25 protein-coding genes are annotated in these 22882 nt (G+C 62.8%); 10 read left to right on the forward strand and 15 right to left on the reverse strand.

The window, feature by feature from the left end; translation table 11 throughout:
• Nucleotide 1: 1 nt before the first annotated feature.
• Genes E2583_RS21545 through E2583_RS21555 form a run of 3 tightly spaced genes read left to right on the forward strand, consistent with a single transcriptional unit; the run spans nucleotide 2 to nucleotide 2172 of the window.
• On the forward strand, nucleotides 2-940 hold the full coding sequence (locus E2583_RS21545) for a hypothetical protein (protein ID WP_291598483.1): 939 nt from the start codon (nucleotides 2-4) through the stop codon (nucleotides 938-940).
• A 3-nt stretch (nucleotides 941-943) separates the two neighbouring features.
• Nucleotides 944-1585, forward strand: a complete 642-nt coding sequence (locus E2583_RS21550) for a DUF4375 domain-containing protein (RefSeq protein WP_291598484.1) — start codon at nucleotides 944-946, stop codon at nucleotides 1583-1585.
• Nucleotides 1582-2172: an immunity 22 family protein gene (locus E2583_RS21555; protein WP_291598486.1), complete on the forward strand. Its 591-nt coding sequence runs from the start codon at nucleotides 1582-1584 to the stop codon at nucleotides 2170-2172. The genes E2583_RS21550 and E2583_RS21555 overlap by 4 nt, the downstream gene beginning before the upstream one ends.
• 1072 nt (nucleotides 2173-3244) lie before the next feature.
• Here E2583_RS21555 and E2583_RS21560 read toward each other — a convergent pair.
• The 5 genes from E2583_RS21560 to E2583_RS21580 form a co-directional block, all read right to left on the reverse strand.
• The gene (locus E2583_RS21560) at nucleotides 3245-5089 is read right to left on the reverse strand and encodes an EAL domain-containing protein (RefSeq protein ID WP_291598488.1); all 1845 of its coding nucleotides are present in this window, start codon (nucleotides 5087-5089) and stop codon (nucleotides 3245-3247) included.
• Between the two features lie 161 nt (nucleotides 5090-5250).
• Nucleotides 5251-5856, reverse strand: coding sequence for an SCO family protein (locus E2583_RS21565; RefSeq protein ID WP_291598490.1), 606 nt, complete (start codon nucleotides 5854-5856; stop codon nucleotides 5251-5253).
• Nucleotides 5857-5862: 6 nt separating this feature from the next.
• The gene (gene cyoE / locus E2583_RS21570) at nucleotides 5863-6786 is read right to left on the reverse strand and encodes a heme o synthase (RefSeq protein WP_291598491.1); all 924 of its coding nucleotides are present in this window, start codon (nucleotides 6784-6786) and stop codon (nucleotides 5863-5865) included.
• A 72-nt stretch (nucleotides 6787-6858) separates the two neighbouring features.
• Nucleotides 6859-7608, reverse strand: coding sequence for a hypothetical protein (locus tag E2583_RS21575; protein ID WP_291598492.1), 750 nt, complete (start codon nucleotides 7606-7608; stop codon nucleotides 6859-6861).
• Nucleotides 7544-8356, reverse strand: a complete 813-nt coding sequence (locus E2583_RS21580) for an SURF1 family protein (protein WP_291598494.1) — start codon at nucleotides 8354-8356, stop codon at nucleotides 7544-7546. Before E2583_RS21580 ends, E2583_RS21575 begins: the two co-directional genes overlap by 65 nt.
• 14 nt (nucleotides 8357-8370) lie before the next feature.
• Here E2583_RS21580 and E2583_RS21585 point away from each other — a divergent pair, with 14 nt between their 5' ends.
• Nucleotides 8371-8613 (forward strand): twin transmembrane helix small protein, encoded by a 243-nt coding sequence (locus E2583_RS21585; protein ID WP_291598496.1) that lies wholly within the window; start codon nucleotides 8371-8373, stop codon nucleotides 8611-8613.
• A 131-nt stretch (nucleotides 8614-8744) separates the two neighbouring features.
• On the opposite strand, the gene E2583_RS21590 is transcribed toward E2583_RS21585, so the two are convergent.
• The 7 genes from E2583_RS21590 to E2583_RS21620 all read right to left on the reverse strand — a co-directional run bounded on the left by E2583_RS21590 (nucleotide 8745) and on the right by E2583_RS21620 (nucleotide 15420).
• Nucleotides 8745-9626, reverse strand: coding sequence for a cytochrome c oxidase subunit 3 (locus E2583_RS21590; RefSeq protein WP_291598498.1), 882 nt, complete (start codon nucleotides 9624-9626; stop codon nucleotides 8745-8747).
• Nucleotides 9627-9714: 88 nt separating this feature from the next.
• Complete coding sequence (locus E2583_RS21595; RefSeq protein ID WP_291598500.1) at nucleotides 9715-9912, reverse strand: DUF2970 domain-containing protein; 198 nt, start codon at nucleotides 9910-9912, stop codon at nucleotides 9715-9717.
• Nucleotides 9909-10523, reverse strand: coding sequence for a cytochrome c oxidase assembly protein (locus tag E2583_RS21600; RefSeq protein WP_291598501.1), 615 nt, complete (start codon nucleotides 10521-10523; stop codon nucleotides 9909-9911). Before E2583_RS21600 ends, E2583_RS21595 begins: the two co-directional genes overlap by 4 nt.
• A 35-nt stretch (nucleotides 10524-10558) precedes the next feature.
• The gene (locus E2583_RS21605; RefSeq protein WP_003075487.1) at nucleotides 10559-10669 is read right to left on the reverse strand and encodes a cytochrome oxidase small assembly protein; all 111 of its coding nucleotides are present in this window, start codon (nucleotides 10667-10669) and stop codon (nucleotides 10559-10561) included.
• A 10-nt stretch (nucleotides 10670-10679) separates the two neighbouring features.
• Nucleotides 10680-12323, reverse strand: a complete 1644-nt coding sequence (ctaD, locus tag E2583_RS21610; RefSeq protein WP_291598505.1) for a cytochrome c oxidase subunit I — start codon at nucleotides 12321-12323, stop codon at nucleotides 10680-10682.
• 34 nt (nucleotides 12324-12357) lie between these two features.
• Nucleotides 12358-13932, reverse strand: a complete 1575-nt coding sequence (gene coxB / locus E2583_RS21615) for a cytochrome c oxidase subunit II (RefSeq protein ID WP_291598507.1) — start codon at nucleotides 13930-13932, stop codon at nucleotides 12358-12360.
• Between the two features lie 579 nt (nucleotides 13933-14511).
• Nucleotides 14512-15420, reverse strand: coding sequence for a class I SAM-dependent methyltransferase (locus tag E2583_RS21620; protein ID WP_291598510.1), 909 nt, complete (start codon nucleotides 15418-15420; stop codon nucleotides 14512-14514).
• 90 nt (nucleotides 15421-15510) lie between these two features.
• Here E2583_RS21620 and E2583_RS21625 point away from each other — a divergent pair, with 90 nt between their 5' ends.
• The 3 genes from E2583_RS21625 to E2583_RS21635 all read left to right on the forward strand — a co-directional run bounded on the left by E2583_RS21625 (nucleotide 15511) and on the right by E2583_RS21635 (nucleotide 17277).
• Nucleotides 15511-16251: a ComF family protein gene (locus tag E2583_RS21625; RefSeq protein WP_291598512.1), complete on the forward strand. Its 741-nt coding sequence runs from the start codon at nucleotides 15511-15513 to the stop codon at nucleotides 16249-16251.
• Between the two features lie 70 nt (nucleotides 16252-16321).
• On the forward strand, nucleotides 16322-16816 hold the full coding sequence (gene trmL, locus E2583_RS21630; RefSeq protein WP_211456907.1) for a tRNA (uridine(34)/cytosine(34)/5-carboxymethylaminomethyluridine(34)-2'-O)-methyltransferase TrmL: 495 nt from the start codon (nucleotides 16322-16324) through the stop codon (nucleotides 16814-16816).
• 152 nt (nucleotides 16817-16968) lie between these two features.
• Nucleotides 16969-17277: a DUF4148 domain-containing protein gene (locus E2583_RS21635; protein ID WP_003051774.1), complete on the forward strand. Its 309-nt coding sequence runs from the start codon at nucleotides 16969-16971 to the stop codon at nucleotides 17275-17277.
• 103 nt (nucleotides 17278-17380) lie between these two features.
• Here E2583_RS21635 and E2583_RS21640 read toward each other — a convergent pair whose 3' ends face one another.
• Together E2583_RS21640 and E2583_RS21645 are read right to left on the reverse strand one after the other, a co-directional pair.
• Complete coding sequence (locus E2583_RS21640) at nucleotides 17381-17845, reverse strand: MaoC family dehydratase (RefSeq protein WP_034366233.1); 465 nt, start codon at nucleotides 17843-17845, stop codon at nucleotides 17381-17383.
• A 132-nt stretch (nucleotides 17846-17977) separates the two neighbouring features.
• Nucleotides 17978-18610: a LysE family transporter gene (locus E2583_RS21645; RefSeq protein WP_291598519.1), complete on the reverse strand. Its 633-nt coding sequence runs from the start codon at nucleotides 18608-18610 to the stop codon at nucleotides 17978-17980.
• A gap of 202 nt (nucleotides 18611-18812) precedes the next feature.
• On the opposite strand from E2583_RS21645, the gene kefC reads away from it, so the two are divergent.
• Together kefC and E2583_RS21655 are read left to right on the forward strand one after the other, a co-directional pair.
• Entirely contained in the window at nucleotides 18813-20705 is a 1893-nt protein-coding gene (gene kefC, locus E2583_RS21650; protein WP_291598520.1) for a glutathione-regulated potassium-efflux system protein KefC, read from the forward strand.
• A gap of 16 nt (nucleotides 20706-20721) precedes the next feature.
• Nucleotides 20722-21174 (forward strand): DUF1841 family protein, encoded by a 453-nt coding sequence (locus E2583_RS21655; protein WP_291598549.1) that lies wholly within the window; start codon nucleotides 20722-20724, stop codon nucleotides 21172-21174.
• A gap of 60 nt (nucleotides 21175-21234) precedes the next feature.
• Here the strand turns inward: E2583_RS21655 and E2583_RS21660 are convergent, their stop codons facing one another.
• Nucleotides 21235-21897 carry a c-type cytochrome gene (locus E2583_RS21660; RefSeq protein WP_291598521.1) on the reverse strand — a complete coding sequence of 221 codons (663 nt, stop codon included), beginning with the start codon at nucleotides 21895-21897 and terminating at the stop codon, nucleotides 21235-21237.
• Nucleotides 21898-22013: 116 nt separating this feature from the next.
• On the opposite strand from E2583_RS21660, the gene E2583_RS21665 reads away from it, so the two are divergent.
• Nucleotides 22014-22856 carry a MoxR family ATPase gene (locus tag E2583_RS21665; RefSeq protein WP_291598522.1) on the forward strand — a complete coding sequence of 281 codons (843 nt, stop codon included), beginning with the start codon at nucleotides 22014-22016 and terminating at the stop codon, nucleotides 22854-22856.
• Nucleotides 22857-22882: the final 26 nt, after the last annotated feature.

Genomic DNA, 22882 nt, shown 5'->3' on the forward strand with positions numbered 1-22882 from the left:
CATGAAGAACGAATTCAACGACCATGTCTGGGACGAGCGCGACCCCAGTCCCTGGCTGGCGCTCTACCTCGACCAGAGCACGCCTCTGCCCGATGACGTCAAGGCCGCCTGGCTGCGCGACTGCAGCAGCAGCTCGCGCCAGTTCTTTCTGCCTGCCATGCGGCCGCTGGCGCGGCTGTCCATGATCATCATTCAGGCGCTGAAGATCTTTCTGCCCAAGCGCTGGTCACACTCCATGCTGCTGCACCGCCTGCTGGCCTTCGGCATGAAGAAATTTCTCTCGCCGGAGGCCAACTGGCTCATCATGCGGCACTTTCACCTGGGCTCCCAGGTACTGGCCTTCGTCGCAGCCAATGCCCCGACCAGGGTCAGCACCGCGCCCTTGATGCCCATGGAAATCGACGATGTGAAGGACGAGCTGTTTCTCAAGCACGACCTCAACCTCTTCAACTTCGTGATCCGCCTGAACAAGGCGCTGCGGGAGAACGGGCAGGAACTGGTGCCCGTGGCCGAGCCCGACTTTTCCATGATCCGCGAGCCCGAGCTCAGGCTCGAAGACATGCCGCGCGGGCGCTTCAACGTCATCGACCTGCAAAGCGCCATCGAGCTCTACACACCCATCTACCAGTTGCTGCTGACCGACAACGACTTCTGGCGCGCCAGCAACTCGCTGCAGCTCGACGAAACCGTTGCCATCTACTGCGCCAAGATCCTGGCCTCTCCCGAGCATCTGGTGCTGCTCAACAACAAGCACCCCATGGTGCCGCTGTCCACGCTGTATGCAGCCTACCGTCTGGTGCTGCACGGCCTCTCCACCGAGATGCTGCACTCGCTGCTGACACGCATGGCCAACGGCGAGCACCCTGTTCCCGCGCGCGAGCTGGCCAGGATGCACCGGGCCGCCGAGACGGTGATGGATCAGACAGCCGCACAAAGCTGAAACATGGACCCACGAAGCAACCGCATCACAAGCGTTCGCATCGACGAGCAGACCATCTGGCTTGCACTCGCGGATGGACGTGAACTGGCCGAGCCCATCAAGCGGCATATCCGGCTCGAAAAAGCCACCCCCGAGCAACGCCTGGCCTGGGTTCTGACCGATGAGGGTCACGGCCTGGACTGGCCGGCACTGTGGCAGCCCTCTGCTGCGGGCATGGTCAGCGTCTGGGATCTGGATCAGGACAGTCTCTACCGCCAGGCCATGGACGCGCTGCTCGCCGCCCAATGGGACGTCACCCGGATATCCGCGGTCCATCGGGAACTGGTGGCCCTATGGCGCATGGAAGCCGATATCAACAACGGCGGCTTTCTGCAGTTTCTGGGCAACTGGGGGCTGGCCAACCATCAGCTCACCCTGCAGGCTCTGCAGGCCATAGGCGCGCCCATCACGCGCCAGTGTCTGCAGGACATGTTTGCGGTGCTCAAGCGCTTCGAGGAGGGGCCAGAAAATGTGGACTACTCCGATCTGCCGGCACTGCTGACGGATGCCGAGCATGCGCAGTTGCAGGAGCTCGAAGAAGCCTTCTGGGACTACCCGGAGCCCCTGAACAAGCTGGTGGTCATGCACTACGGATCCGCCCAATGAAATCTGAGAACACATCCGGCAAAACCTATTCGCTGGCATTTCGCAAGGCTCTGGTGGACGAAGCGCTGAACCGCACACCCGGCGGCGGCTTTCCGGAACTGGAAAAGCGCCACCGCCTCAAGCCCGGAACCCTGTTCGACTGGGTCGAGGAGCTGGGTCCGGCACCGCCGCCCGCGCCTTTTTCCGCATTGCATTTCTGGATCGGCAATACGCCGCTGGGCGAGGCGGAGTTTGCGCGCTACTTCGACCATGCAGACAGCTACTGGGAGCTCGACGTCGAAGATATCGAAAGCAGCAGCGAAGATGTCACGGGCTGCGGTTTCTGTCAGGACCTGGGCAGACAGTTTCTGTTCAACGAAGACCTGCTGCTGATGATCTGGCTGCCCGAGCCGGTCCCTGTCGCCACCCTCGTGGAGCAAAGCACGCTGGACTCCGACGCATCGCTCGCGCTCATCGTGCAGGCCTGCGAGTCCCGGGGCATTCATACGGCCAACGCCATGTTTGTCTATGCCGACCCCACCGAGCCGATCATCGATCCGGACAAGCCCTACAACGGCCTGAGCTACATCGGCCTCTTCGATGACTGACGCCCCGGAGCGTCTCCAGACCGGACTTTATTGCCCAGATTTCGCAGCAATGACTGTGGCCAAGCCGAGCGCCGGGACGAGGCCGGAACACGCATCTGCAGCAGCACAGCGGCCGGCTGCATGGATGTCGAATTCTTTGTGCGCCATGGTGACTGCCCGGCCCCCGACATGCAAGCGCCATGCAACTGGGCGCGGAGCACAGGCGGCATGCTTGGATCACGCTGCGCGATGCCGCCGGTGAAGCCATGCGCCATGAAGTCAGCTGCCAGCCACAGCGCCTTGCGCAGCTGCTGCATGCATGGCGTGCAGAGCCCGATGCTGCGCCCGCATCGACACACTGCAGACCACGGCCGGCAGCCCGTCCACGCATGCGGCGGACGCCTGCGCGCCTTCGAACGACGAGGATCGGAGCCTCGGCCTGCTGAACAGGCTTGCCGATGCCGGATCGGCGCTTGAACGTCCGCTGGCCGATATCTCGGCCCCGGCCCCAGTGCGCCTGCTTCAATCCTGGCCGCGGCGATGATCGCGGACGACTTGCGCCACGCACCACCGCCGTGGTCGCGGCCAATGGCTTTGCCTGCTGATTCGGTCGGCCGTGGCGTCAAGAATGCCCGGCAGGCATTGCGGCTGTCCTCCGAATGTCTCTACAACCACCGCTACCCATGGAGCGATGCACGCTGGCTGTGGTCATCGGCCTGCACACCCGAGAACCGTGCGCAGGAGCCTCCGGCGCGCAGGCGGATGACAGAGGCAGGATCAGCGGGGCCCGCGCCCTCCAGGCATCGGGCTGCACGAGCTCCAGGCCACGCTCTTGCAACCGGCTCCCATGGCACCTCACAGCGAGGCTGCAGCGCAGCGCATACCGGCGCATCTGCCCCTGGCCTGGTGCAGGCCGCCCCAGCACGGCAGCTGGTAGCGCAAGCTGTTCCGGTTGTCGGGCCAGCGCCAGCAGGCGCGGTGAGGCCTCGGGTGCGCTTCGGCGAGGATGTCAGCCCGTGCTGAACCTCGTCGTCACCGCCTCCAACGAATGCTTCCCCGAGCCTGACTGAAAGCACTCGCCACGCTCGTCGCGTCAGGCGGCCAGCCAGTCCCGCACCTGATCGGCCGGCATCGCGCGCGAGTGCAGCCAGCCCTGGAAGAACTCGCAGCCGATATCGCGCAGCAGTTGCAGCTGATCGATCTCTTCGACGCCTTCGGCCACGACCTCCAGATCCAGCGCATGGGCCATGTGCACGATGCCGCCCATCAGCCTGTCACGGCTGGGCGACGGAAACAGAAACTCCCGCCCCAGCTTCACGCGCTGCAACGGGAGATATTGCAGATAGGCCAATGACGAATGGCCCGTGCCGAAATCGTCGAGTGCAATCGTCACGCCGAGCCGAGCCAGCTCCTGCAGCACTTCACACCCCTGACCGGGATTGATCATGGCCTGGGACTCGGTCACCTCCAGTTCCAACCATTGCGGCGGCACTTGGTAGCGCTGCAGACAGCTTCGGACCTGCTCGACCAGGTTCACCTGACGCAGCTGATAGGCAGACAGATTGACCGCCACCCGCAGCGGCGTTCCGTCCTCCAGCCACTGTGCGATCTGCTTGCAGGCGGCGTCCAGCACATAGTTGCCCAGTGCCACGATCTGGCCCGAGGCTTCGGCCACCGGTATAAAGCGCGCCGGACTCACATTGCCCAGCAAGGGGTCATGCCAGCGCAGCAGGGCCTCCACCGCCACCACGGCGGCGCTCTCGACCTTGACCTGGGGCTGGTAATGCAGCTGCAGGCCGCCATAGCTGAGCGCCATGCGCAAGCGCTCGGCCAGCTGCACACGTTCGGCCATTTCCTTGCCCATACCGGGCTCGAAGAACACCGCATGCCCGCGTCCCTGGGCCTTGGCGCTGTACATCGCCATGTCGGCAAAACGCATCAGATCGTCGCCGGTCTGCGCGTTTTCGGGATAGAGGGCAATGCCCACGCTGGCCCCGAAATCCAGTGCCAGCCCGTCGTGCTTGAAAGGGATGGAGAGAGCAGCCAGGATCTGCTCGCTCCAGAACCGGGCTCGGGTCGCGTTCTCGCCCACCAGCAGCACCATGAATTCGTCGCCCCCCAGGCGAGCCAGGGTGCCTTCGCTGCGCAGCTGGGACTTCAGCCTCCTGGCGACCTCCCGCAGCAGTTGGTCCCCTGCGGCATGTCCGTAGCCGTCATTGATGGCCTTGAAGTTGTCAAGGTCCAGTTGCAGCAGGGCCAGGGCTTCGCCACTGGCCTGCGCCAGCTTGAGCTGCTCCTGCAGTTCCTGGCCGAACTGCCAGCGATTGTTGAGCCCTGTCAACGTGTCCTTGGTGGCCTGGAACTTCAGGCGTTGCTGCATCTGGTGCAGCTCCGTCACATCGCGCACAAAGGCAATGGCCAGGCCTTTGTCGTCATCTCCGAAATAGCCCAGGGCAATGTCCACCGGCACGGCATTGCCCTGCTTGCGCTGCAGCCACAGCACGCCGCCCAGGCCCATGGGACGGCGTGATGGCCGCGCAAAATAGCTGCTCAGGTACTGGCCATGGCCCGCCTGAAACTCGGGCGGCAGCAGCATGTCCAGCATCTGGCCTTCGAGCTCATCGCGCTCGTAGCCGGAGATGGCCAGCATGGCGGCGTTGGCCGTCACCATCTTCCCGTCTCGGTCCACCAGCAAAATGCCGTCCGGCGCGGCGTCCAGCGCCTGCCGCTCGCGCCGGCTCAACATGACGGAAAGACTCACGCCCTCCTGCCGAGCCGACATGGCCAGTCCCAGACGACGCTGGCAGTCCGCCAGCGCCAGTTCAGACACGGGTTTGAGCATTGAGGAAAAAGGGCACTCGGCCATACGCAAGCTCCAGACATCCACTCTGGCGTTCCTGCGTGCAGCCACTGCCCATGCCGCATCCACGGGCTGCATGCCCGGCTTCCGGAAGCCGGATCGAGCCTTGCCAAGTGTTTGAAGGCGTCCACTATGCGCGCGGCATCGCGGACGTCCATTGCGCTATGTCAAACACCAACATGTAACAACAAATTTCAAGGAATTCCGGCAACCCAAACCCGTGTGGGGGTCGGCGTGCTTCAGCCCAGCAGTGCCTTGACGTCCTGGGTCAGCAGCTGCGGTCCCGCGCCATAGCGCTCGTAGACGCGCAAGCGGCCCTGGGGATCGAAAAGATAGGTGCCAGCGGAATGATCGAGGGTGTACGTGCCTTCGACCTTGCCTGGCACCTTCTTGAAGAAGATCTTGAAGTCCCTGGCCACGGCTGCGATCTCCTCGGGCGTACCGCTCAGCCCCACAAAGCTCTCGTCGAAGTTGGCCAGATAGGCCTTGAGCACCTGCGGCGTGTCGCGCTCGGGGTCCAGCGAGACAAACACGGCCTGCAGCCTGTCGCCATCGGCGCCCAGCGCCTGCTTGACCTCAAGCAGCTCCTGCAGCGTGGTGGGGCAGACATCGGGGCACTGGGTGTAGCCGAAGAACACGGCGACCACCTTGCCGGAGAAGTCCTTGAGGCTGCGCTTCTTTCCGTCGACATCGGTCAGCGGAATGTCCTTGGCGTAGTCGGCGCCCGTCACATCCACGCCCTGAAATTGGGGCTTGCTGTCGTTCTTGCAGGCAGTCAATGCCCATGCGGCCGTGCAGGCCAGTGTTGCGGCGCCCATAGCGCGCAGCGCAGCTCGTTTATCCATGATCGGTCAGGCCAGGTAGTGATCCACCAGCAGCGCGGCAAACAGCAGGCTCAGGTGGACCAGGGAGAAGCGGAAGGTCTTGCGTGCCAGCGCATCCGAATAGTTGCGCAGCAGTGCCCAACCATAACCGCAAAAGCCCAACCCCAGAATCACTGCGGCAAACAGGTAGAGATAGCCGCTCATGCCCGCCACGAACGGGAGCAGGCAGCCGGCAAACAGCACCAGGGTATAGAGAAACACCTGCAGCCGCGTGAAGGCATTGCCATGCGTGACCGGCAGCATGGGCAGGCCGGCACGGCGGTAGTCCTCTGCGCGGTACAGCGCCAGCGCCCAGAAATGCGGCGGCGTCCAGAGGAAGATGATGAGAAACAGCAGCAAGGCCTCATGACCGACCTGTCCGGTCATCGCCGCCCATCCCAGCACGGGCGGCATGGCACCCGAGGCCCCTCCGATGACGATGTTCTGAGGCGTCAAGGGCTTGAGCACCAGGGTATAAATCACGGCGTAGCCGACGAAGGTGGCCAGCGTCAGCCACAGCGTGAGCGCATTCACGGCCAGCAGCAGGATGGCGGCGCCTGCGGCGCACAGCACACCTGAAAACAGCAAGGCCCGGGAATGCGAGAGCTCGCCGCGCGCCGTGGGCCGCCAGGCCGTGCGCTTCATGCGCGCATCGATGCTGCGCTCGACCAGGCAGTTGAAGGCGGCGGCCGCCGCTGCCACCAGCCAGATGCCTGCGCAGGCCGTCAGCATGCGGCCCCAGTCCTGCCAGCCGGGAACGCCCGGAACGGCCAGCACCATGCCGATGAAGGCACAGAAGACGATGAGCTGCACCACCTTGGGCTTGGTCAGTGCGTAGTACTGCGCCCATCGCGAAACAGCCGATCCTGGCGTCGCAACGGCGTCCTTCAACTGCGAGATGTCTGCTTGCATGCGGCCCTCCTCGATGACGATGACACAGATGGCTGACGGCGGCGGGCCAGGGCGCGCCGCTCCTGCGCGCTTCTATTTACGCTCGGTGGCGGCCGTCGCACGCCCGGCCTCGTCCCAGGAGGCCGAGGCACGCAGCAGCCGCTCCAGATCGCGCCTGGCCTTGCCGGCCGTGGCCTGGTTCATGCCGGCGGGAAAGCGCATCATCCAGTGGCCTTGCGGATCGACCACATACAGATGGTCGTCCAGCGCATGGCCGGCCTCGGGCCGGAGCCAGTGGCCAATGGCGGCGGCAGGCACTCGCAGCGTCGTGGCCTGCTCGGCTGCCGGCAGAATCTTTGCAGGCACGGGCTGCTGGTCATGGATGAGCCAGACCCAGTCGAGCCGGTCTTTTTCACGGCCCAGGGTTTCGCGCAGCTGGCGCTGCAGATAGAGATGGTCCTGGCAGCGAGGGCCGCAGTCTCCGGCACTGGTGCTCAGAAGCAGCCACTGGCCTTTGAGGCTGTTCAGATTCACGCTGCGCCCGTTCAGCGTCAGTGCCTGCACATCGGGCAGGCCGGGCTGCTCGGCGATCAGCTCGCCATAGCTGCGCTGCTGCGTGGGACGCAGCACGTAATAGGTGAAGTAGGAGGCCAGGACCGGTGCCGCACAGACCAGCAGCACCGCCAGCATCTTCAAGCGCCCCCTGCGCGCCAGCAGCGCCTGCTGTGTACGGCTTTGCGCGGGATCGGGCAGGCTGTGGACCGCAAAGCTCAGCGGTTCATCCCTCGGGCTGCGCTGCGCGGCGGCGGGGGTAAAAGCGTCGGACGAGTTGAAACCAGACATAGAGCAAGACCACCAAGACACTGATTCCGAACCACTGAAAAGCATAGCCGTAGTGCTTTTGCACACCGGCATTGGCCTGCGGCCAGTCGCGCAGCAGGCCCTCGCTGGCACTGCCGCCTTGCACCACGCTCAGGGCCAGCAGCGGCAAGCCGCTTTCCCGAGCCCATCGCGCGATGTCTGCATTCTGTCGGATGCGCGACTTTTGCTCATCAGGGTCTGCCCCGCCCTGGGTCGCGTCCAGCTCCATCAGCCTGGACGGTGGCGCTTCCAGCCGCCCCTCGATGCGGACAGTGCCTGCAGGCGTCTGCACCTCAGGCAGAACCGTGCGATCCATGAAGTTGCGCGGCACCCAGCCTCGCTGCACGATGACAACCCTGTGCCCGTAAGGTGCGCTCAGTCTGAGGGGCGTGAGCACATAGAAGCCGACGCGGCCCTGCATCTGGCGGTTGTCCAGAAAGACGGTCTGCTCGGCCAGCCACCGTCCCTGCAACTGCACGGGTCGATGCAGCAGGTGGGCCTTCGGTGCTTCGCCGACGGAATCGGTCGCCAGAGCCACCCCGGCGGCCAGTTCTGCGTCATGCCAGGGCTGCAGGCCCTGCTGGCGCGTGATGGCGTCGAAAACAGCCTGCTTCTGCGCGGCCCGGCCCAGTTGCCAGCAGCCCAGCGATGCCGTGGCGGCCACGCAGATCAGGGCCGCCGCAGAAATCAGTAGAAACCGCCAGAGGTCTGGAAATCGGGATATGCGCACCAGATAATCCGTTCATGAAATTCGTGATCATTCTCGCCTTTCTCGCCATTTTGGCGAGTCTCGGCAGTGCGCTGTTCTTCATGATGCGCAGAGGCGATGGCGGCGAAGGTTCGGAGGCCGACGATGCCGAGCGCAGCCGCAGGATGTTTCGCGCCCTGGCCCTTCGCGTGGCGTTGTCGGTTGCGCTGTTTCTCTGCGTTCTGATGGCCGCCAAGCTGGGCTGGATACAGCCCACGGGCTGGCAGCCCGGGCAATGAGCGCTTGGTCGGAGCGATTCCTGGTGCTCCCAAAATAAAAGCACCTTGCACCTTCCCTTCAATGACTTCGGCATCATTTACTGCTGAAATCAATGCTGAAATTGCGCAAGACGCTGCTATTTTTGAGTGTCTTACATCCAGTACACCAGGATGTAGAGAAACACCCAGACCACGTCCACAAAGTGCCAGTACCAGGCCGCACCTTCAAAGCCGAAGTGGTGCTTGTCGCTAAAGTCGCCCTTCATCAGGCGGATGGTGATGAAGAACAGCATCAGCATGCCGACCAGCACGTGGAAGCCGTGAAAGCCCGTCAGCATGTAGAAGGTGGAGCCGAAGACACCGGAGTTGAGCTTGAGGTTGTAGTCGTTGTAGAGATGGTGGTACTCGTAGCCCTGCACGCAGAGGAAGACGAAGCCCAGGATCACGGTCATCCACATGAAGCCGATGCAGCGCGCGCGGTTGTTGAGCTGCAGCGCATGGTGGGCGATAGTCAGCGTCACGCCCGAGCTCAGCAGCAGCGCCGTGTTGATCGTGGGCAGCCAGAACGGGCCCACGGTCTTGAAGGGCTCGACGATATTCGCGGGCGACGCCGTGGCGCCGGGAGCCACGCTGGGCCACACGGCCTGGAAGTTGGGCCAGAGCAGCTCGTTGGCCAGACTGCCCAGCGCCGGCACCGAGTGCGCGCGCGCCCACCACAGCGCCGTGAAGAAGGCGCCGAAGAACATCACCTCCGAGAAGATGAACCAGCTCATGCTCCATCGGTAGGACAGGTCGATCTTGCGGCTGTTGAGCCCGGCCTCGCTCTCGCGCGCCGCATCACGGAACCAGACGAACAGCACGGCCAGCCACCAGACCAGGCCGACGAACAGGGAATACATTCCCCACTCGTGGCCGTTGATCCAGGTGCCGGCACCCAGGATCACGAAGAACAGGCCGATGGCCGCCATCACGGGGTGGCTGGATTCGGCTGGTACATAGTAGTAAGGGGTTGCGCCCTGCGGGATTGCACTCATCACTCGGCTCCTGACTCTGTTGATCGTTGTTCTGACCGACGCTCCACTATCACTGGCACTGCATTCGCCACACCTGTTTCAGCCAAGGCTAAACGACCAGGTTGACGATCCATATCAACGCTAACACCAAGGCAAAAATCGCCACCAGCCCCACGGCAATCACATGCAGCGGCGTGATGCTGGCGAAATCCTTTTCGTACTCCTTGCCCTTGCGCACGCCCAGCATGGCCCAGGCGACGGCCACAATGCTGCGCCAGAAACCGGTCTTCCTGGCGTCCTGCGTCATGAACTGCCTCCGGGTGTGACGACAGCAGCCGTGCTGCTCGCGGGCGCCGCAGGGGTCTTGCCGCCCACCTCGAAGAAGGTGTAGGACAGCGTGATGGTCTTCACATCCCTGGAGATACGCGGATCGATGACAAAGGCCACCGGCCACTCGCGCTTCTCGCCGGGCTCCAGCGTGTACTGCGAAAAGCAGAAGCACTCCAGCTTGTTGAAGAAGGCCGTGGCCTGGCGCGGCGCATAGCTGGGGATGGCCTGAGCGGCCATGCGCCGGTTCTGCACATTCTGGAATTCGTACATCACCGTGGCCAGCTCGCCGGGGTGGACCTGCACCGAACGCCTGGCCGGCTTGAAGTCCCAAGGTCCGCGTGCATTGGCATCGAACTCCACGGTGATGATGCGGCTGGTGTCGATCTGGCTGTTGGACGGAAGCTTCACGTCGCGGCCCGCCACGCCGGCACCGGGTACCTGCTTTTCGGACAGCGACAGGATGTTGATGCCCGTCAACTCGCAGATATGCTTGTAGATGGGAATGAGCACATAGCCGAACGCAAACATGCCCAGGGCAACGATCGCCAGCTTGCCCACCATCTTTGCGTTTTCCTTGGCTATGCTCACCTCAAGCTCCTTCACTCGGTTGCCATCGGCCTGCCTCAGTGCAGCCAGGCCATCTTCACCACAAAGCCGATAAAGAACACGGCAGCCGTGGAGGCCAGGATCAGCCCCAGCCTCCGGTTCGCCTTGCGTTGCTCCTGCGTCGTCATGCGCGCCTCCTCAACCGATCACCTTGGTGGCGGTTTCGTCGAGCTTGGGTGGCGTCTCGAAGGTGTGGAACGGAGCCGGAGAAGGCACTTCCCACTCCAGACCTTCGGCCGCTTCCCAGGGCTTTTGCGGCGCCTTCTCGCCGTGACCGCGCATCGCAGGCCAGACGACGAACAGGAAGAAATACACCTGCATCAGGCCGAAGCCGAAGCCGCCGATCGAGGCAATCATGTTGAAGTCGGCGAACTGCATGGGGTAGTCGGCATAGCGACGCGGCATGCCGGCCAGACCCAGGAAGTGCATGGGAAAAAAGGTGATGTTGAAGAAGATCAGCGAGCCCCAGAAATGGATGCGGCCGCGCGTCTCGGAATACATCACGCCCGTCCACTTGGGCGACCAGTAGTAATAGCCGGCGAACATGGAGAACAGCGAGCCGGCCACCAGCACATAGTGGAAGTGGGCCACCACGTAATAGGTGTCCTGCAGCTGGATGTCGATGGGCGCCATAGACAGGATCAGTCCCGTGAATCCACCCATGGTGAACACGAAGATGAAGCCTACGGCAAACAGCATCGGAGTCTCGAAGCTCATGGAGCCGCGCCACATGGTGGCCGTCCAGTTGAACACCTTCACGGCCGTGGGCACGGAGATCAGCATGGTCGCGTACATGAAGAACAGCTGACCCGTGACCGGCATGCCCGTGGTGAACATGTGGTGCGCCCAGACGATGAAGGACAGGATGGCAATGGCCGCCACGGCATAGACCATGGAGGTATAGCCGAAGAGCTTCTTGCGGCTGAAGGCGGGCACGATCTGGCTGACGATGCCGAAGGCCGGCAGGATCATGATGTAGACCTCGGGGTGGCCGAAGAACCAGAAGATGTGCTGGTACATCACCGGATCGCCGCCGCCCGCAGGGTTGAAGAAGCTGGTGCCGAAGTGGCGGTCGGTCAGCGTCATGGTGATGGCGCCCGCCAGCACCGGCATCACGGCGATCAGCAGATAGGCGGTGATCAGCCAGGTCCAGGCAAACAGCGGCATCTTCATAAGCGTCATGCCGGGTGCGCGCATGTTGAGGATGGTGACGATGATGTTGATCGCGCCCATGATGGAGCTGGCACCCATGATGTGCATGGCAAAGATGCTGGTGTCCATGGAAGGCCCCATCTGCAGCGTCAGCGGCGCATACAGCGTCCAACCGGCCGCCGGCGCGCCGCCGGGCATGAAGAACGAGCCCACCAGCATGATGCCGGCGGGAATCAGCAGCCAGAAGCTGAAGTTGTTCATGCGCGCAAACGCCATGTCTGAAGCACCGATCTGCAGCGGCAACATCCAGTTCGCGAAGCCCACGAAGGCCGGCATGATGGCACCGAACACCATGATCAGGCCGTGCATGGTTGTGAGCTGGTTGAACAGCTCGGGATTGACGATCTGCAGGCCCGGCTCGAACAGTTCGGCGCGGATCAGCATGGCCAGAATGCCTCCCACCATCAGCATGGTGAAGGAGAACAGCAGGTACATCGTTCCGATGTCCTTGTGATTGGTGGCGAACAGCCAGCGACGCCAGCCCGAGGGCATGGCGTGGTGATGGTCGTCGTGCCCATGGTCGTGACCATGGCCCTCATGGGTGTGGACGGGAGGAACTACGGCGCTCATATTCTTTTCTCCAATCGGTCTCTATACCCGGGGCTTACTTCGCGGCCGTGATGTCAACACGGCGTGCCTGCTGGTCCGCGCCTGCTGCAGCCGTGATGGTCTCGGGCTTGCGCAGCTCGATGCGGTCTCCCGCAATGCCGCTGTCCTCCAGCAGCTTGGCCACGGCCTTGGCTCGCTCCTTGGCCAGCTCCGCGTTCTTGTCGGCGTTGCCGGTGGAGTCCACAAAGCCCGACAGGACAATCTTGCCGTCCTTGTGGGCCGTCCAGTACTCGGCCGCCTTCTTCACTGCGGCCTGGGCCTTGTCGTCCAACTGGCTCTTGCCGGTCTCGAAAAAGACCTGATAAGGGCCGGCGTCGCTGGCGGCAGCGGCTGGACCTTGCGCAGGGGCGGCTGAGTCGGCAGCCGGAGCTGCGGGCGCCGCACTGCCGCCGCCTTCAGGAAACTTGCCGCCGCGCGCAGCCACGAACTGGGCGGGCTGCACCAGCTGGCCGGTCTGGTTGCTCCAGTGGTTCTTGGCAAAGGTCACCACCGCAGCCAACTCGGTGTCGCTCAGCTGCTTCCAGGCCGGCATGGCACCGTTGGCGCGGCCTTCGAGCACCGCATGCATCATGTCGGCCGTGGGCCCCAGCACCACGGGGCTGCCGTCCAGCGGCTTGATGGGACCGGCGCCCTTGCCGTTGGCCTGGTGGCAGGCCGCGCAGTTGGCGGCATAGACTTTTTCGCCACGAGCCACCAGATCGGCCAGTGTCCAGACCTTGTTGGGATCATCGGCCTTGGCGGCCAGCTTCTTCTTTTCTTCGGCCACCCAGGCGCTGTACCCCTCGGCAGACAGCACCTTCACATGGATGGGCATGTAGGCATGTTCCTTGCCGCACAGTTCGGCGCACTGGCCGTAGTAGTCGCCGGTCTTCTCGGCCTTGAACCAGGTGTCGCGCACAAAGCCGGGGATCGCGTCCTGCTTGATGCCGAAGGCCGGCACCATGAAGGAGTGAATCACATCGTTGGCCGTGGTGATGATGCGCACCTTCTTGCCCACGGGCACGACCAGCGGGTTGTCGACTCTCAGCAGATAGTCGCTGGGCGCGCTGCTCACATCGCCGCTGTTGGACATCTGGCGCTGGGCGGTATCCAGCGTGGATACAAAGCCCAGGCCTTCGCCCTCGCCGTTCAGGTAGTCATAGCCCCATTTCCATTGGTAGCCGGTGGCCTTGATCGTGAGGTCGGCATTCGTCGTGTCCTTCTGCGCCACCAGTACCTTGGTGGCCGGCAGCGCCATCAGAATCACGATGACGAAGGGAGTCACCGTCCAGGCCACTTCCACCTTGACCGATTCATGGAAGTTCGCGGCCTTGGCTCCCTGGGACTTGCGATGCTTCCAGATGGAATAGAACATCACCCCGAACACGGCGACAAAGATTACCGTGCAGATGATGAGCATCATCCAGTGCAGCCAGTGTTGCTCCGCGGCGATGCGTGTCACAGGCGGATGCAGATTGAGCTGGTTGACGGCAGGGCCTCCCGGCAGATCCTGCGCCGCATAGGCCATGGAACCGCCCCACGCCGCCAAGGCCAAACTCCCGGAAACCAGCTTGGTGGAAATGTTTTTCATCGTTTTCACTTACCTCAAAGCCTCAGTTGTCCACTTGCTCACACCGCTTCCGCCGCTGCAGGCCGGAAGGCTGTGACACTCACACTACCTCGCGAACTTCATCGCAGCATGCCCCAGAATTTGATAGCACTGTCTGCGCGCATTCACTAATGCATGTACCGGAAACCCATGCCAATCGTGCTTGCGCAGGCAAGCCTGACCGGACTCGAAACTCGTACTGGCAAGCGCATCTCGCGGCAAACGCCGGACATGGCTGAAACTGGCCTGGCAGCCAAGACAGAAAGCGGGGAGCTGGAACGCTGCTGTACCGCGGGCACCGCCGGGTACAGGGATGCGTCAGCGCAGCACAAGGCTGGCCTGTGGTGGTGATGAAATGCGAAAACCGGCCGCTGTCGAACCCGCTGGCCAGTCCCCTTGGCAAAGCGAAACACCCGATATCTCCCCTGGCGGCTCGGGCCGCACTGTCTGTGGTCCTTCAGGCAGGAGAGAAGCCCGAAGGATAGCTGCTATCCATGAACTGACTAGGGGAAATTGTAGGCAGCTTTGTGCCGAATCAATGACCGGAAAACGACAGATGTGCTATCGCAAACCCGTGTTGCGCGGCTGCCTGAGCATGGCCTTCATGTCTTCCAGCGACACGGCGCTATTGGCCTGCAAACGCAGCTTGGGCTGCGGCTTGTAGGCGTGGCCATAGACGATCTCGAAGGTCAGCGAGAGCTGGCCATCGGGCTGCTTGTCGGCCCAGCGCTCGGCCATTTTCTGCAGCAGCTCGCTCTTCCAGCCGCGACCGCGCAGCCCGGCAAAACGCCCGGGGTGCAGATTGCGGCCCAGCTCGCGCAGCTCCTGCAGCAGACGCTGCGGCGTGGCGAAGGTCAGGGTGATGCGCTCCATGTCCATCACGGGCTCGGCAAAGCCCGAATGCACCAGCATGTCGCCCCAGTCATGCATATCGGTGAAGCTGTGGCCTGCCGGGCCCCAGCCCAGCTCGGCGTAGAGCCTGTGCAGTTGCTGAACCGTATCCGGCCCGAGGCAGGAGAACATGACATAGCCATCGACCTTGAGCGCCTTGTGCCAGTGCTCTATCAGGGCCTGCGGGTCGGCTGCTGTATGCAGCAGCATATTGGCCCAGAGCATGTCCATGCTGCCGTCCGCAGGCTCGGCCATGTGCACGGCCGCCCCCTTCCAGCGCGAGAGCTGCCACCAGCGGCTGCCCAGCCTGTCCTGGGCCACCGCCTCGCGCCGCGCCACGGGCTCGTAGAGCGTGCATTCGGCCTGCGGATAGCGCTCGCGCAGCAGTTGGTGTGCCTGCATGCCACCGCGTACCGGCTCCCAGTGGCACCAGGTCTCGGGCGGCTTCACGATCCAGTCCAGCCTCTGCTGCATGCGGCTGGCCACCTCCTCGTGCAACCAGGGGGACTCGGCCGGAGCGGCCATCTGCCAACGGTTGGCAGCGATGGAATCAATGGTCGGAGGCAAGGCGTGAGACATGGGCAGACAGGAGCGGGCAGATGGGTGAAGAAGGGTTTCGCTCACCAGCTGCCGGATAGAGGATCAATGCGGCGCGAGTATATTGATTCCATGCCCGACCTTCATGCGACATGGCTTTCGCACCTGCGCCGCCAGCAGCAACGCTGGCTGGATGCCCTGCCCAGCCTGTGCGCAGTCTGCGGACGATGGCCCGGGCCACGTATATGCCACGACTGCCACGCGCGCTGGGCCGGGCAGAAACATCGCTGCCACGGCTGCGCCTTGCCGCTGCCGTCCCTGGTCAGCCTCTGCGGCAGCTGCCTCCTGCAGCCACCCCGGCTCCAACGCTGCATCAGCGTACTGGACTATGCCTATCCCTGGCAGGACCTGATCACACGCTACAAATTCCAGGCCGACCTGGGGTTGGCGCGCAGTCTGGGAAGGCTGATGACCGGCCATCCCGAGGTCCGGGAGCTGTTGCGGACCTGCGGTCCCTTGCTGCCCATGCCGACCTCCAGTGAGCGCGTGCGCGAGCGTGGCTTCGATCACTGCCTGCTGCTGGCACATGCCCTGTCTGAGCAGTACGACAGGCCCTTGCCCTTGCTGAACGGCGCCGTGCAGCGCAAGCATCTGGAGCGGCCCCAGCATGCCTCCAGCCGGGAGCAGCGACTGCGCCGGCTGCGGGATGTCTTCAGCCTCGTGCCTGCGCGAAGGCCTCTGATCGAGGGTCAGGATATCGTGCTGCTGGACGACGTGATGACGACCGGCGCCACGCTGGATGCGCTGGCCCGCTGCCTGCTTTCGGCGGGCGCAGCCTCGGTCAGCGCTGTCGTGCTGGCGCGCACGCCTTGACCCGTACCTGTCAGTCTGGAACTGCAGGGGCGGCAGCGTGGGTACGAGCCGGGCGGCACAATAGCGCCCCATGTTTCATATCGTTCTTGTGGCGCCCGAGATTCCCCCCAATACGGGCAATGTCATCCGCCTGGCCGCCAATACCGGTTGCAGCCTGCACCTGATCGAGCCGCTGGGCTTTTCCATGGAAGACCGGCATATGCGCCGTGCCGGACTGGACTATCACGAGTACGCCAATGTGGCCCGCCACGCCAGCTGGGAAGCTTTCCTCGCAAGCTGCCAGCCCCAGCGCGAGCGCATGTTTGCCATGACCACGCACAGCAGCAGTCCCGCCCATGCCATGGAATTCAAGGCGGGCGACTGGCTGGTCTTTGGCTCTGAAAGCAAGGGCTTGCCGCCCGAGGTGCGCGCCCAGTTCCCCAACGAGCAGCGACTGCGCCTGCCCATGCTGGCCTCTCAACGCAGCCTGAACCTGTCCAATGCCGTAGCCGTGACGGTGTTTGAAGCCTGGCGCCAGCAAGGTTTCGCGGGTGCTGCCCTTGCAGAGCCCAAGACTGCGCTTTAAGTTCCCGCTTATTGTCTCTAATTTCGGAACAATAAGTTGCGCAACAGGGGGTTTTTCTCCTGATTAGATCGTCCTAAAGTACGACTCATGGACTTGCAGCCGACCGACGATATCCGCCAGGACTGCAGGCCCGACGTACCAAAGGACGAATCATGAAATACGCCAACCGCTTTGCCATCGTTGCCGCCCTGGCCATGTCCGCCGCCGCTGCACAGGCTGCAAGCTTTGACTTCACCGGCGATCACTACCCTCCCGAAGTTGCAGGTCAATCCACCCTGACCCGTGCTCAAGTCAATGCCCAGGTGCAGGACGCCATGGCCAAGGGCCAGCTGCAGCTCGTTGGCGATGCCTATCTGCCCCTGTCCCAGCAACAGCAATCCAGCAACCTCAGCCGTGAGCAAGTGCGCCAGGAAACCATTGCCGCAGGCAAGGCCGGTTTGCTGGACAACTATGGCGAATGACGGACTCTGCGCAGCACCCTGCTTTGCGAGGTGCGGCTCAATAACAAAGCCCCAAGGCGCAAGCCAAGGGGCTTTTTTCATGGCTTGAAAATCACGCTGCGAATCAGGCCGCCGCACCAAAGCTGCGCGCCAGCGACTCGGCCACGCATACAGGCTTGTCGCTGCCTTCGCGCTCCACCGTCACCAGCCAGGTCATCTGAATCCCCTCAGGCTCGATGCGTTCCGCCGCCTGCAAGGTCATGCGCGCCCGCAAGCGGCTGTTGACAGGCACGGGAGCCATGAAGCGCACACGGTTGAGCCCGTAGTTCACCCCCATCTTGGCGCCTTCGATCTTGAAAGTGCCTTCGAAGAACTTCGGCAGCAGGGACAGCGTGAGAAAGCCATGGGCAATCGGCGCGCCGAACGGGCCCTGGGCAGCTCGCTCGGGATCAGTATGAATCCACTGCTGATCGCCCGTGGCGTCGGCAAACATTTGAATCTGGGCCTGGGTGATGGTGATCCAGTCGCTGACGGCGACTTCCTGCCCAATCGAGGCCAGCACTTCGGAGTAGGAGCGAAAGGTTTTCATGCCCCCAATGTAGAAGCCCCCTGCCCTATGCCATGTCTGACGCGGGACAAGGGGCTTACCCTAGACTATTTGATCAAATATGTCAGAAGCCCAATATATTCAATCACTTCACGCTATGCTTTTAGAAGTGTTTCAAGCGTCACTGGAGCGCTGAACAAAGAACAGGCCTGTGCCCACGGCCATCAGCAGGCCGCCGAACACGCGGTTCTGATTGCGCATGGCGCGTGCGCTGCGCATCAGACCGCGCAAGGCGCTGGCACCTGCGGCATAGCTGTGCATCACCGTGGTGTCCACGGCCAGCATGGTCACGGCCAGAATCGCCAGTTGCGGAGCCAGGGGACGGCTGGTCGTCATGAACTGGGGCAGCACGGCCACCATGAAGATGATGCCCTTGGGATTTGTGGCATTGGTCAGGAAACCCGTCAGCACACGCTTTCTGAGGCTGACCTCGGGCACCAGCTCCTGTGCAGCCAGGGGAGAGCCCCCCGAACGCCACTGGCTGATGCCCAGATAGATGAGATAGCCGGCGCCGACGATCTTGACGGCATTGAAGGCCCACTCGGATGCCATGAGCAGCGAGCCCACGCCGGCACCTGCTATCAGCAGGATGAGCAGCAGCCCGAGCTGCAGACCCATGATGGTGGCGCTGGTTTTGCGCACGCCGTAGGACAGGCCGTGACTCATGGACAGCACGGCCCCCGACCCCGGAGAGACCGCGATGATCCAGGAGGCCACAAAAAAAGCAAACCAGGTGTGCAAATCCATACTCACTCCAAAAGCCGGTCTCCAGCGCCAGTCACAAAGCGTCTATCTTAAAAGTTGCGCTGTCAACTTGCAGACGCATGGTTGACCAGGCGCTATAAGCATCAGGCAGGGATTCACCCCATTTTCTTTCTGTCAAAAATCTGACGCCTGACTCCGGGTGCCAAAATCGAGCCCACAAGGGTTAACACCACATAACATTCCCATGGAACACGGCTCCCCCATCTGGCTGACTTACGGCTTCATCTATCTTACGGCGGCTGTTCTGGCCGTCCCCATTGCCAGAGCCCTGGGCCTGGGGGCCATCATTGGCTACCTGGGCGCCGGCATTGCCATGGGCCCCTGGGGCTTTGGCCTGGTTCGCAACGTGGACGACATCCTGCACTTCGCCGAGTTTGGCGTGGTGCTGATGCTGTTCGTGATCGGGCTCGAGCTTCAGCCCAAGCGCCTGTGGGAGCTGCGGCGCCCCATTTTCGGCTGGGGCATGGCGCAGATGGTGGTCTGCACCGGCGTTCTGTTTCTGGCCGCCTGGGCCTTTGGCCTGTCCTGGCGCGTCAGCCTGATCGCAGGCATGGGCCTGGCACTGTCGTCCACCGCCGTCTGTCTGCAGATCATGGCCGAGCGCAACCTGATGCGCACTCCCAGCGGACAGGCCGCCTTCTCCATCCTGCTGTTCCAGGACGTGGCAGCCATCCCCATCCTGGCGTTGATTCCGATTCTGGGCGCTTACAAGGCCGCCCATGCCAGCCACGGCGACAGCCATGTCTGGCTGGCCATTCTCAAAACCGTGGGCACGATTGGGGCCGTCATCATCGGCGGCCGGCTGCTGTTACAACCGCTGCTGCGCTGGATTGCGCGCAGCAAGACCCCCGAGATCTTCACCGCTACCTCGCTGCTGCTGGTCGTGGGCATTGCCATGCTGATGACGCAGGTGGGCCTGTCCATGGCGCTGGGCGCCTTCCTGGCCGGCGTGCTGCTGGCCGACAGCGAATACCGCAGCGAGCTGGAAACCAATATCGAGCCGTTCAAAGGCCTGTTGCTGGGCCTGTTCTTCATGGCCGTGGGCATGAGCATCGACTTCGGCGTCATCGTGACGTCTCCTTGGGCCATGGCAGCCATGGTGGCAGGCTTCATTGCACTCAAGGCCGTGATGATCTTCGGTCTGGCCAAGCTCATGCAGATCCCCTGGCGCGAGCGCCCGGTGTTCACGCTGATGCTGGCGCAAGGCGGCGAATTCGCCTTCGTGGTGTTTCAGACGGCAGCACAGTACAAGGTGTTTCGCCACAGCGTCTCTTCCATGCTGGTAGCGGCCGTAGCCCTGTCCATGCTGCTGGGCCCGCTGTTGCTGGTGCTGCTGGACAAGCTGCTGCTGCGCCGCTTTTCCACCATCAGGGATGAGGAATGCGGCTCCGACAAGGCCCGGGAGATCTCGGAGCCGCAGGACTCGCCCATCATCATTGCCGGCTTCGGCCGCTACGGCCAGATCGTGGCTCGCGTGCTGCTGGCCCAGGGCATACGCCCGACCATCCTGGACCACAGCGTGGAAATGCTGGAAGCTGCGCAAATCTATGGCCACCGCGTGTTCTATGGCGATGCCACACGCATGGATCTGCTGCGCATCGCAGGTGCGGCCCAGGCCCATGTGCTGGTGATTGCCGTCGATACCACCGAGCAGTCGCTCAAGATCGCCAGTCAGGTGCGCAAGCATTTCCCCAACCTCGAGATCGTGGCCCGCACCCGCGACCTGGATCACTGGTTCCGCCTGCGCGACCTCGGAGTCCAACATGCCCAGCGGGAAGTCTTCGAGTCCAGCCTGATCTCGGCCCAGTCGGTGCTGGAGCTGCTGGGTCAGAGTCCGGCCGAAGCCCAACGCATCACGGCACGATTCAGGGAGCACAATCTGGCGCTGGCCGAGCGCATGTACCCGCACTACAAGGACAAGAACCAGCTGATTGCAGTGGCCAAGCAGGGCCGCCAGCAACTGGTGGAACAGATGGCCAAGGAGCGTGCCGATCTGCTGGCCGAAAACGCAGAGGTAGCCGATACGCACCTGGCCGGCGAGCAAGACCACAGTCCGGCTGATGCCCGGCAGCCGTGATACGCTGCGCGCCATCATGTTCAACCCCAGTCAAGCCGACGTACGGCGATTTTTTTGCGGTGTGCGCGCCAAGATGATCAGCGGCGCGCCCATGGAGGCCATCGAGACGCTGGCCAGCCTGTGGATAGACGAGCACCCCGAGTACTTCGACGAGCTCTCCGACGTGGATGCAGCCGTGGCGCGCAACTACGATGCGGAGACCGAGCGCACCAACCCGTTTCTGCACCTGTCCATGCATCTGTCCATCAGCGAGCAGTGCAGCGTGGACTCTCCACGCGGCATACGCCAGGCCGTGGAACTGCTGGCCAGAAAGCGTGACCTGCATGACGCCCATCACGCCGCCATGGAATGCCTTGGCCAGATGCTCTGGGAAAGCCAGCGCTCGGGACGCCCGCCCGATGGCGAGGCCTATGTTGCCGGAGTGCAGCGTCTGGCCACCACCGACGGCAGTTTCAAAAGCAGCCTCTGAGGTGCCCTCTGAAAAACACAAAGCCCGCCTTGGCGGGCTTTGTGTTTGCCGAAGCCCGATTTATTTCTGGCCCAGACGGAAATGCGGTTGCGCCACGACCTGCATCTCGCTGTCCAGACTGCCGATGTACCGGGCCAGTTGCTGCAGCTCGTCGTTCTTGAACTGTTTGGCAATGCCGGCCATGACGCCATTGCTGCGCCCGATGATCGGGTTGCCCTCGGTCCTGTAGGCCTGCAGTGCCCGGAACACATAGTCCGAATACTGCCCTGCCACCTTGGGATAGGAAGGATCGATGGGCTTGGAAAAGCCTTCGCCATGGCAGGAGAAGCAGGCGCCTTTTTGCAGAAGCGCCGTGACGGCCGGGTTTGCTTCCTTGGGCTTTCCATCCTTGGCTTTGCCATGCCCTGCATAGAAGGCCGCCACATCGGCCATGTCCTGCTCGCTCAGCGAGTCGGCAATGCCGCGCATGGTGGGGTGCTTGCGTTCGCCTTTCTTGTAGGCGTTCAGGGCCGAGACGATATAGGCCTCGTTCTGCCCACCGATCATCGGTACCTTGTATACCTCAGGGAAGCTGGCCTGATAACCGGTGATCCCATGACAGCCTATGCACATGGCGATCTTGCCTTCGCCGGCCTTTGCATCGCCCTTGACAGCCTGGGCGTTTGCCGCGCCGGTCACTGATGCGACAGCTACTGCCAATACCGTGGTCCAAGTTTTTATCATTTTGCGCGCACAATCCTTCAAGAGTTCAGACGGGTGCTCAAATGCCTTGCTGCAGTGCAAACGATTATGGCAGTGAGAAATTCGCACGCTTATCAATACTTACGCTGATACCGCCCATGAAGTTTCAAGGTTCCGACAAATACGTGGCCACGCAAGATCTGATGCTGGCCGTCAACGCTGCCGCTACCCTGCAGCGCCCTCTGCTCATCAAGGGCGAGCCCGGCACGGGCAAGACCATGCTGGCCGAGGAGGTCGCGCAGGCGCTGGACATGCCGCTGCTGCAGTGGCACATCAAGTCCACCACCAAGGCCCAGCAAGGCCTGTATGAGTACGACGCCGTGAGCCGCCTGCGCGATTCGCAACTGGGTGACGAGCGCGTCAAGGACATTCACAACTACATCGTCAAGGGCGTGCTCTGGCAGGCTTTCACGGCGGAGCGCCCCGTGGCCCTGCTGATCGACGAAATCGACAAGGCCGACATCGAGTTCCCCAACGACTTGCTGCGCGAAATCGATCGCATGGAGTTCTATTGCTACGAGACCCACGAGATGATCCGCGCCAAGCACCGCCCGCTGGTCTTTATCACCTCGAACAACGAAAAGGAACTGCCCGACGCGTTCTTGCGCCGCTGCTTTTTCCACTACATCAAGTTCCCCGATGCCGACACCATGCGCCAGATCGTGGCCGTGCATTTCCCCAAGCTGCAGGGTGAGCTGCTGAGTGCCGCGATGAAGGTCTTCTACGATGTGCGCAATCTGCCCGGCCTCAAGAAAAAGCCTTCGACCAGCGAGCTGATCGACTGGCTCAAGCTGCTGGTCGCCGAGGAGATTCCCGCATCGGCCCTGCAATCCGAGGAAGGCAAGGTCGGCGTGCCCCCCCTGGTGGGCGCATTGCTCAAGAACGAGCAGGATATGAGCCTGTTTGAAAAGCTGGTCTTCATGAACCAGCGCAACCGCTAATCCGCTGTCCGCGAGAGGAGGCCGCC

This window comes from Comamonas sp. (assembly GCF_009360615.1).
Taxonomy (GTDB): domain Bacteria; phylum Pseudomonadota; class Gammaproteobacteria; order Burkholderiales; family Burkholderiaceae_C; genus Comamonas.

Coding starts and splice junctions, on each gene's coding strand:
- E2583_RS21585 (WP_291598496.1), top strand. CDS start 8,371: ATGAAATTCGTGATCATTCTCGCCTTTCTCGCCATTTTGGCGAGTCTC.
- E2583_RS21575 (WP_291598492.1), bottom strand. CDS start 7,608: ATGTCTGGTTTCAACTCGTCCGACGCTTTTACCCCCGCCGCCGCGCAG.
- E2583_RS21660 (WP_291598521.1), bottom strand. CDS start 21,897: ATGATAAAAACTTGGACCACGGTATTGGCAGTAGCTGTCGCATCAGTG.
- kefC (WP_291598520.1), top strand. CDS start 18,813: ATGGAACACGGCTCCCCCATCTGGCTGACTTACGGCTTCATCTATCTT.
- E2583_RS21555 (WP_291598486.1), top strand. CDS start 1,582: ATGAAATCTGAGAACACATCCGGCAAAACCTATTCGCTGGCATTTCGC.
- E2583_RS21590 (WP_291598498.1), bottom strand. CDS start 9,626: ATGAGTGCAATCCCGCAGGGCGCAACCCCTTACTACTATGTACCAGCC.
- ctaD (WP_291598505.1), bottom strand. CDS start 12,323: ATGAGCGCCGTAGTTCCTCCCGTCCACACCCATGAGGGCCATGGTCAC.
- E2583_RS21550 (WP_291598484.1), top strand. CDS start 944: ATGGACCCACGAAGCAACCGCATCACAAGCGTTCGCATCGACGAGCAG.
- cyoE (WP_291598491.1), bottom strand. CDS start 6,786: ATGCAAGCAGACATCTCGCAGTTGAAGGACGCCGTTGCGACGCCAGGA.
- E2583_RS21640 (WP_034366233.1), bottom strand. CDS start 17,845: ATGAAAACCTTTCGCTCCTACTCCGAAGTGCTGGCCTCGATTGGGCAG.
- E2583_RS21620 (WP_291598510.1), bottom strand. CDS start 15,420: ATGTCTCACGCCTTGCCTCCGACCATTGATTCCATCGCTGCCAACCGT.
- E2583_RS21595 (WP_291598500.1), bottom strand. CDS start 9,912: ATGACGCAGGACGCCAGGAAGACCGGTTTCTGGCGCAGCATTGTGGCC.
- E2583_RS21655 (WP_291598549.1), top strand. CDS start 20,722: ATGTTCAACCCCAGTCAAGCCGACGTACGGCGATTTTTTTGCGGTGTG.
- E2583_RS21625 (WP_291598512.1), top strand. CDS start 15,511: ATGCCCGACCTTCATGCGACATGGCTTTCGCACCTGCGCCGCCAGCAG.
- E2583_RS21545 (WP_291598483.1), top strand. CDS start 2: ATGAAGAACGAATTCAACGACCATGTCTGGGACGAGCGCGACCCCAGT.
- coxB (WP_291598507.1), bottom strand. CDS start 13,932: ATGAAAAACATTTCCACCAAGCTGGTTTCCGGGAGTTTGGCCTTGGCG.
- E2583_RS21560 (WP_291598488.1), bottom strand. CDS start 5,089: ATGCAGCCCGTGGATGCGGCATGGGCAGTGGCTGCACGCAGGAACGCC.
- E2583_RS21605 (WP_003075487.1), bottom strand. CDS start 10,669: ATGACGACGCAGGAGCAACGCAAGGCGAACCGGAGGCTGGGGCTGATC.
- trmL (WP_211456907.1), top strand. CDS start 16,322: ATGTTTCATATCGTTCTTGTGGCGCCCGAGATTCCCCCCAATACGGGC.
- E2583_RS21565 (WP_291598490.1), bottom strand. CDS start 5,856: ATGGATAAACGAGCTGCGCTGCGCGCTATGGGCGCCGCAACACTGGCC.
- E2583_RS21665 (WP_291598522.1), top strand. CDS start 22,014: ATGAAGTTTCAAGGTTCCGACAAATACGTGGCCACGCAAGATCTGATG.
- E2583_RS21635 (WP_003051774.1), top strand. CDS start 16,969: ATGAAATACGCCAACCGCTTTGCCATCGTTGCCGCCCTGGCCATGTCC.
- E2583_RS21645 (WP_291598519.1), bottom strand. CDS start 18,610: ATGGATTTGCACACCTGGTTTGCTTTTTTTGTGGCCTCCTGGATCATC.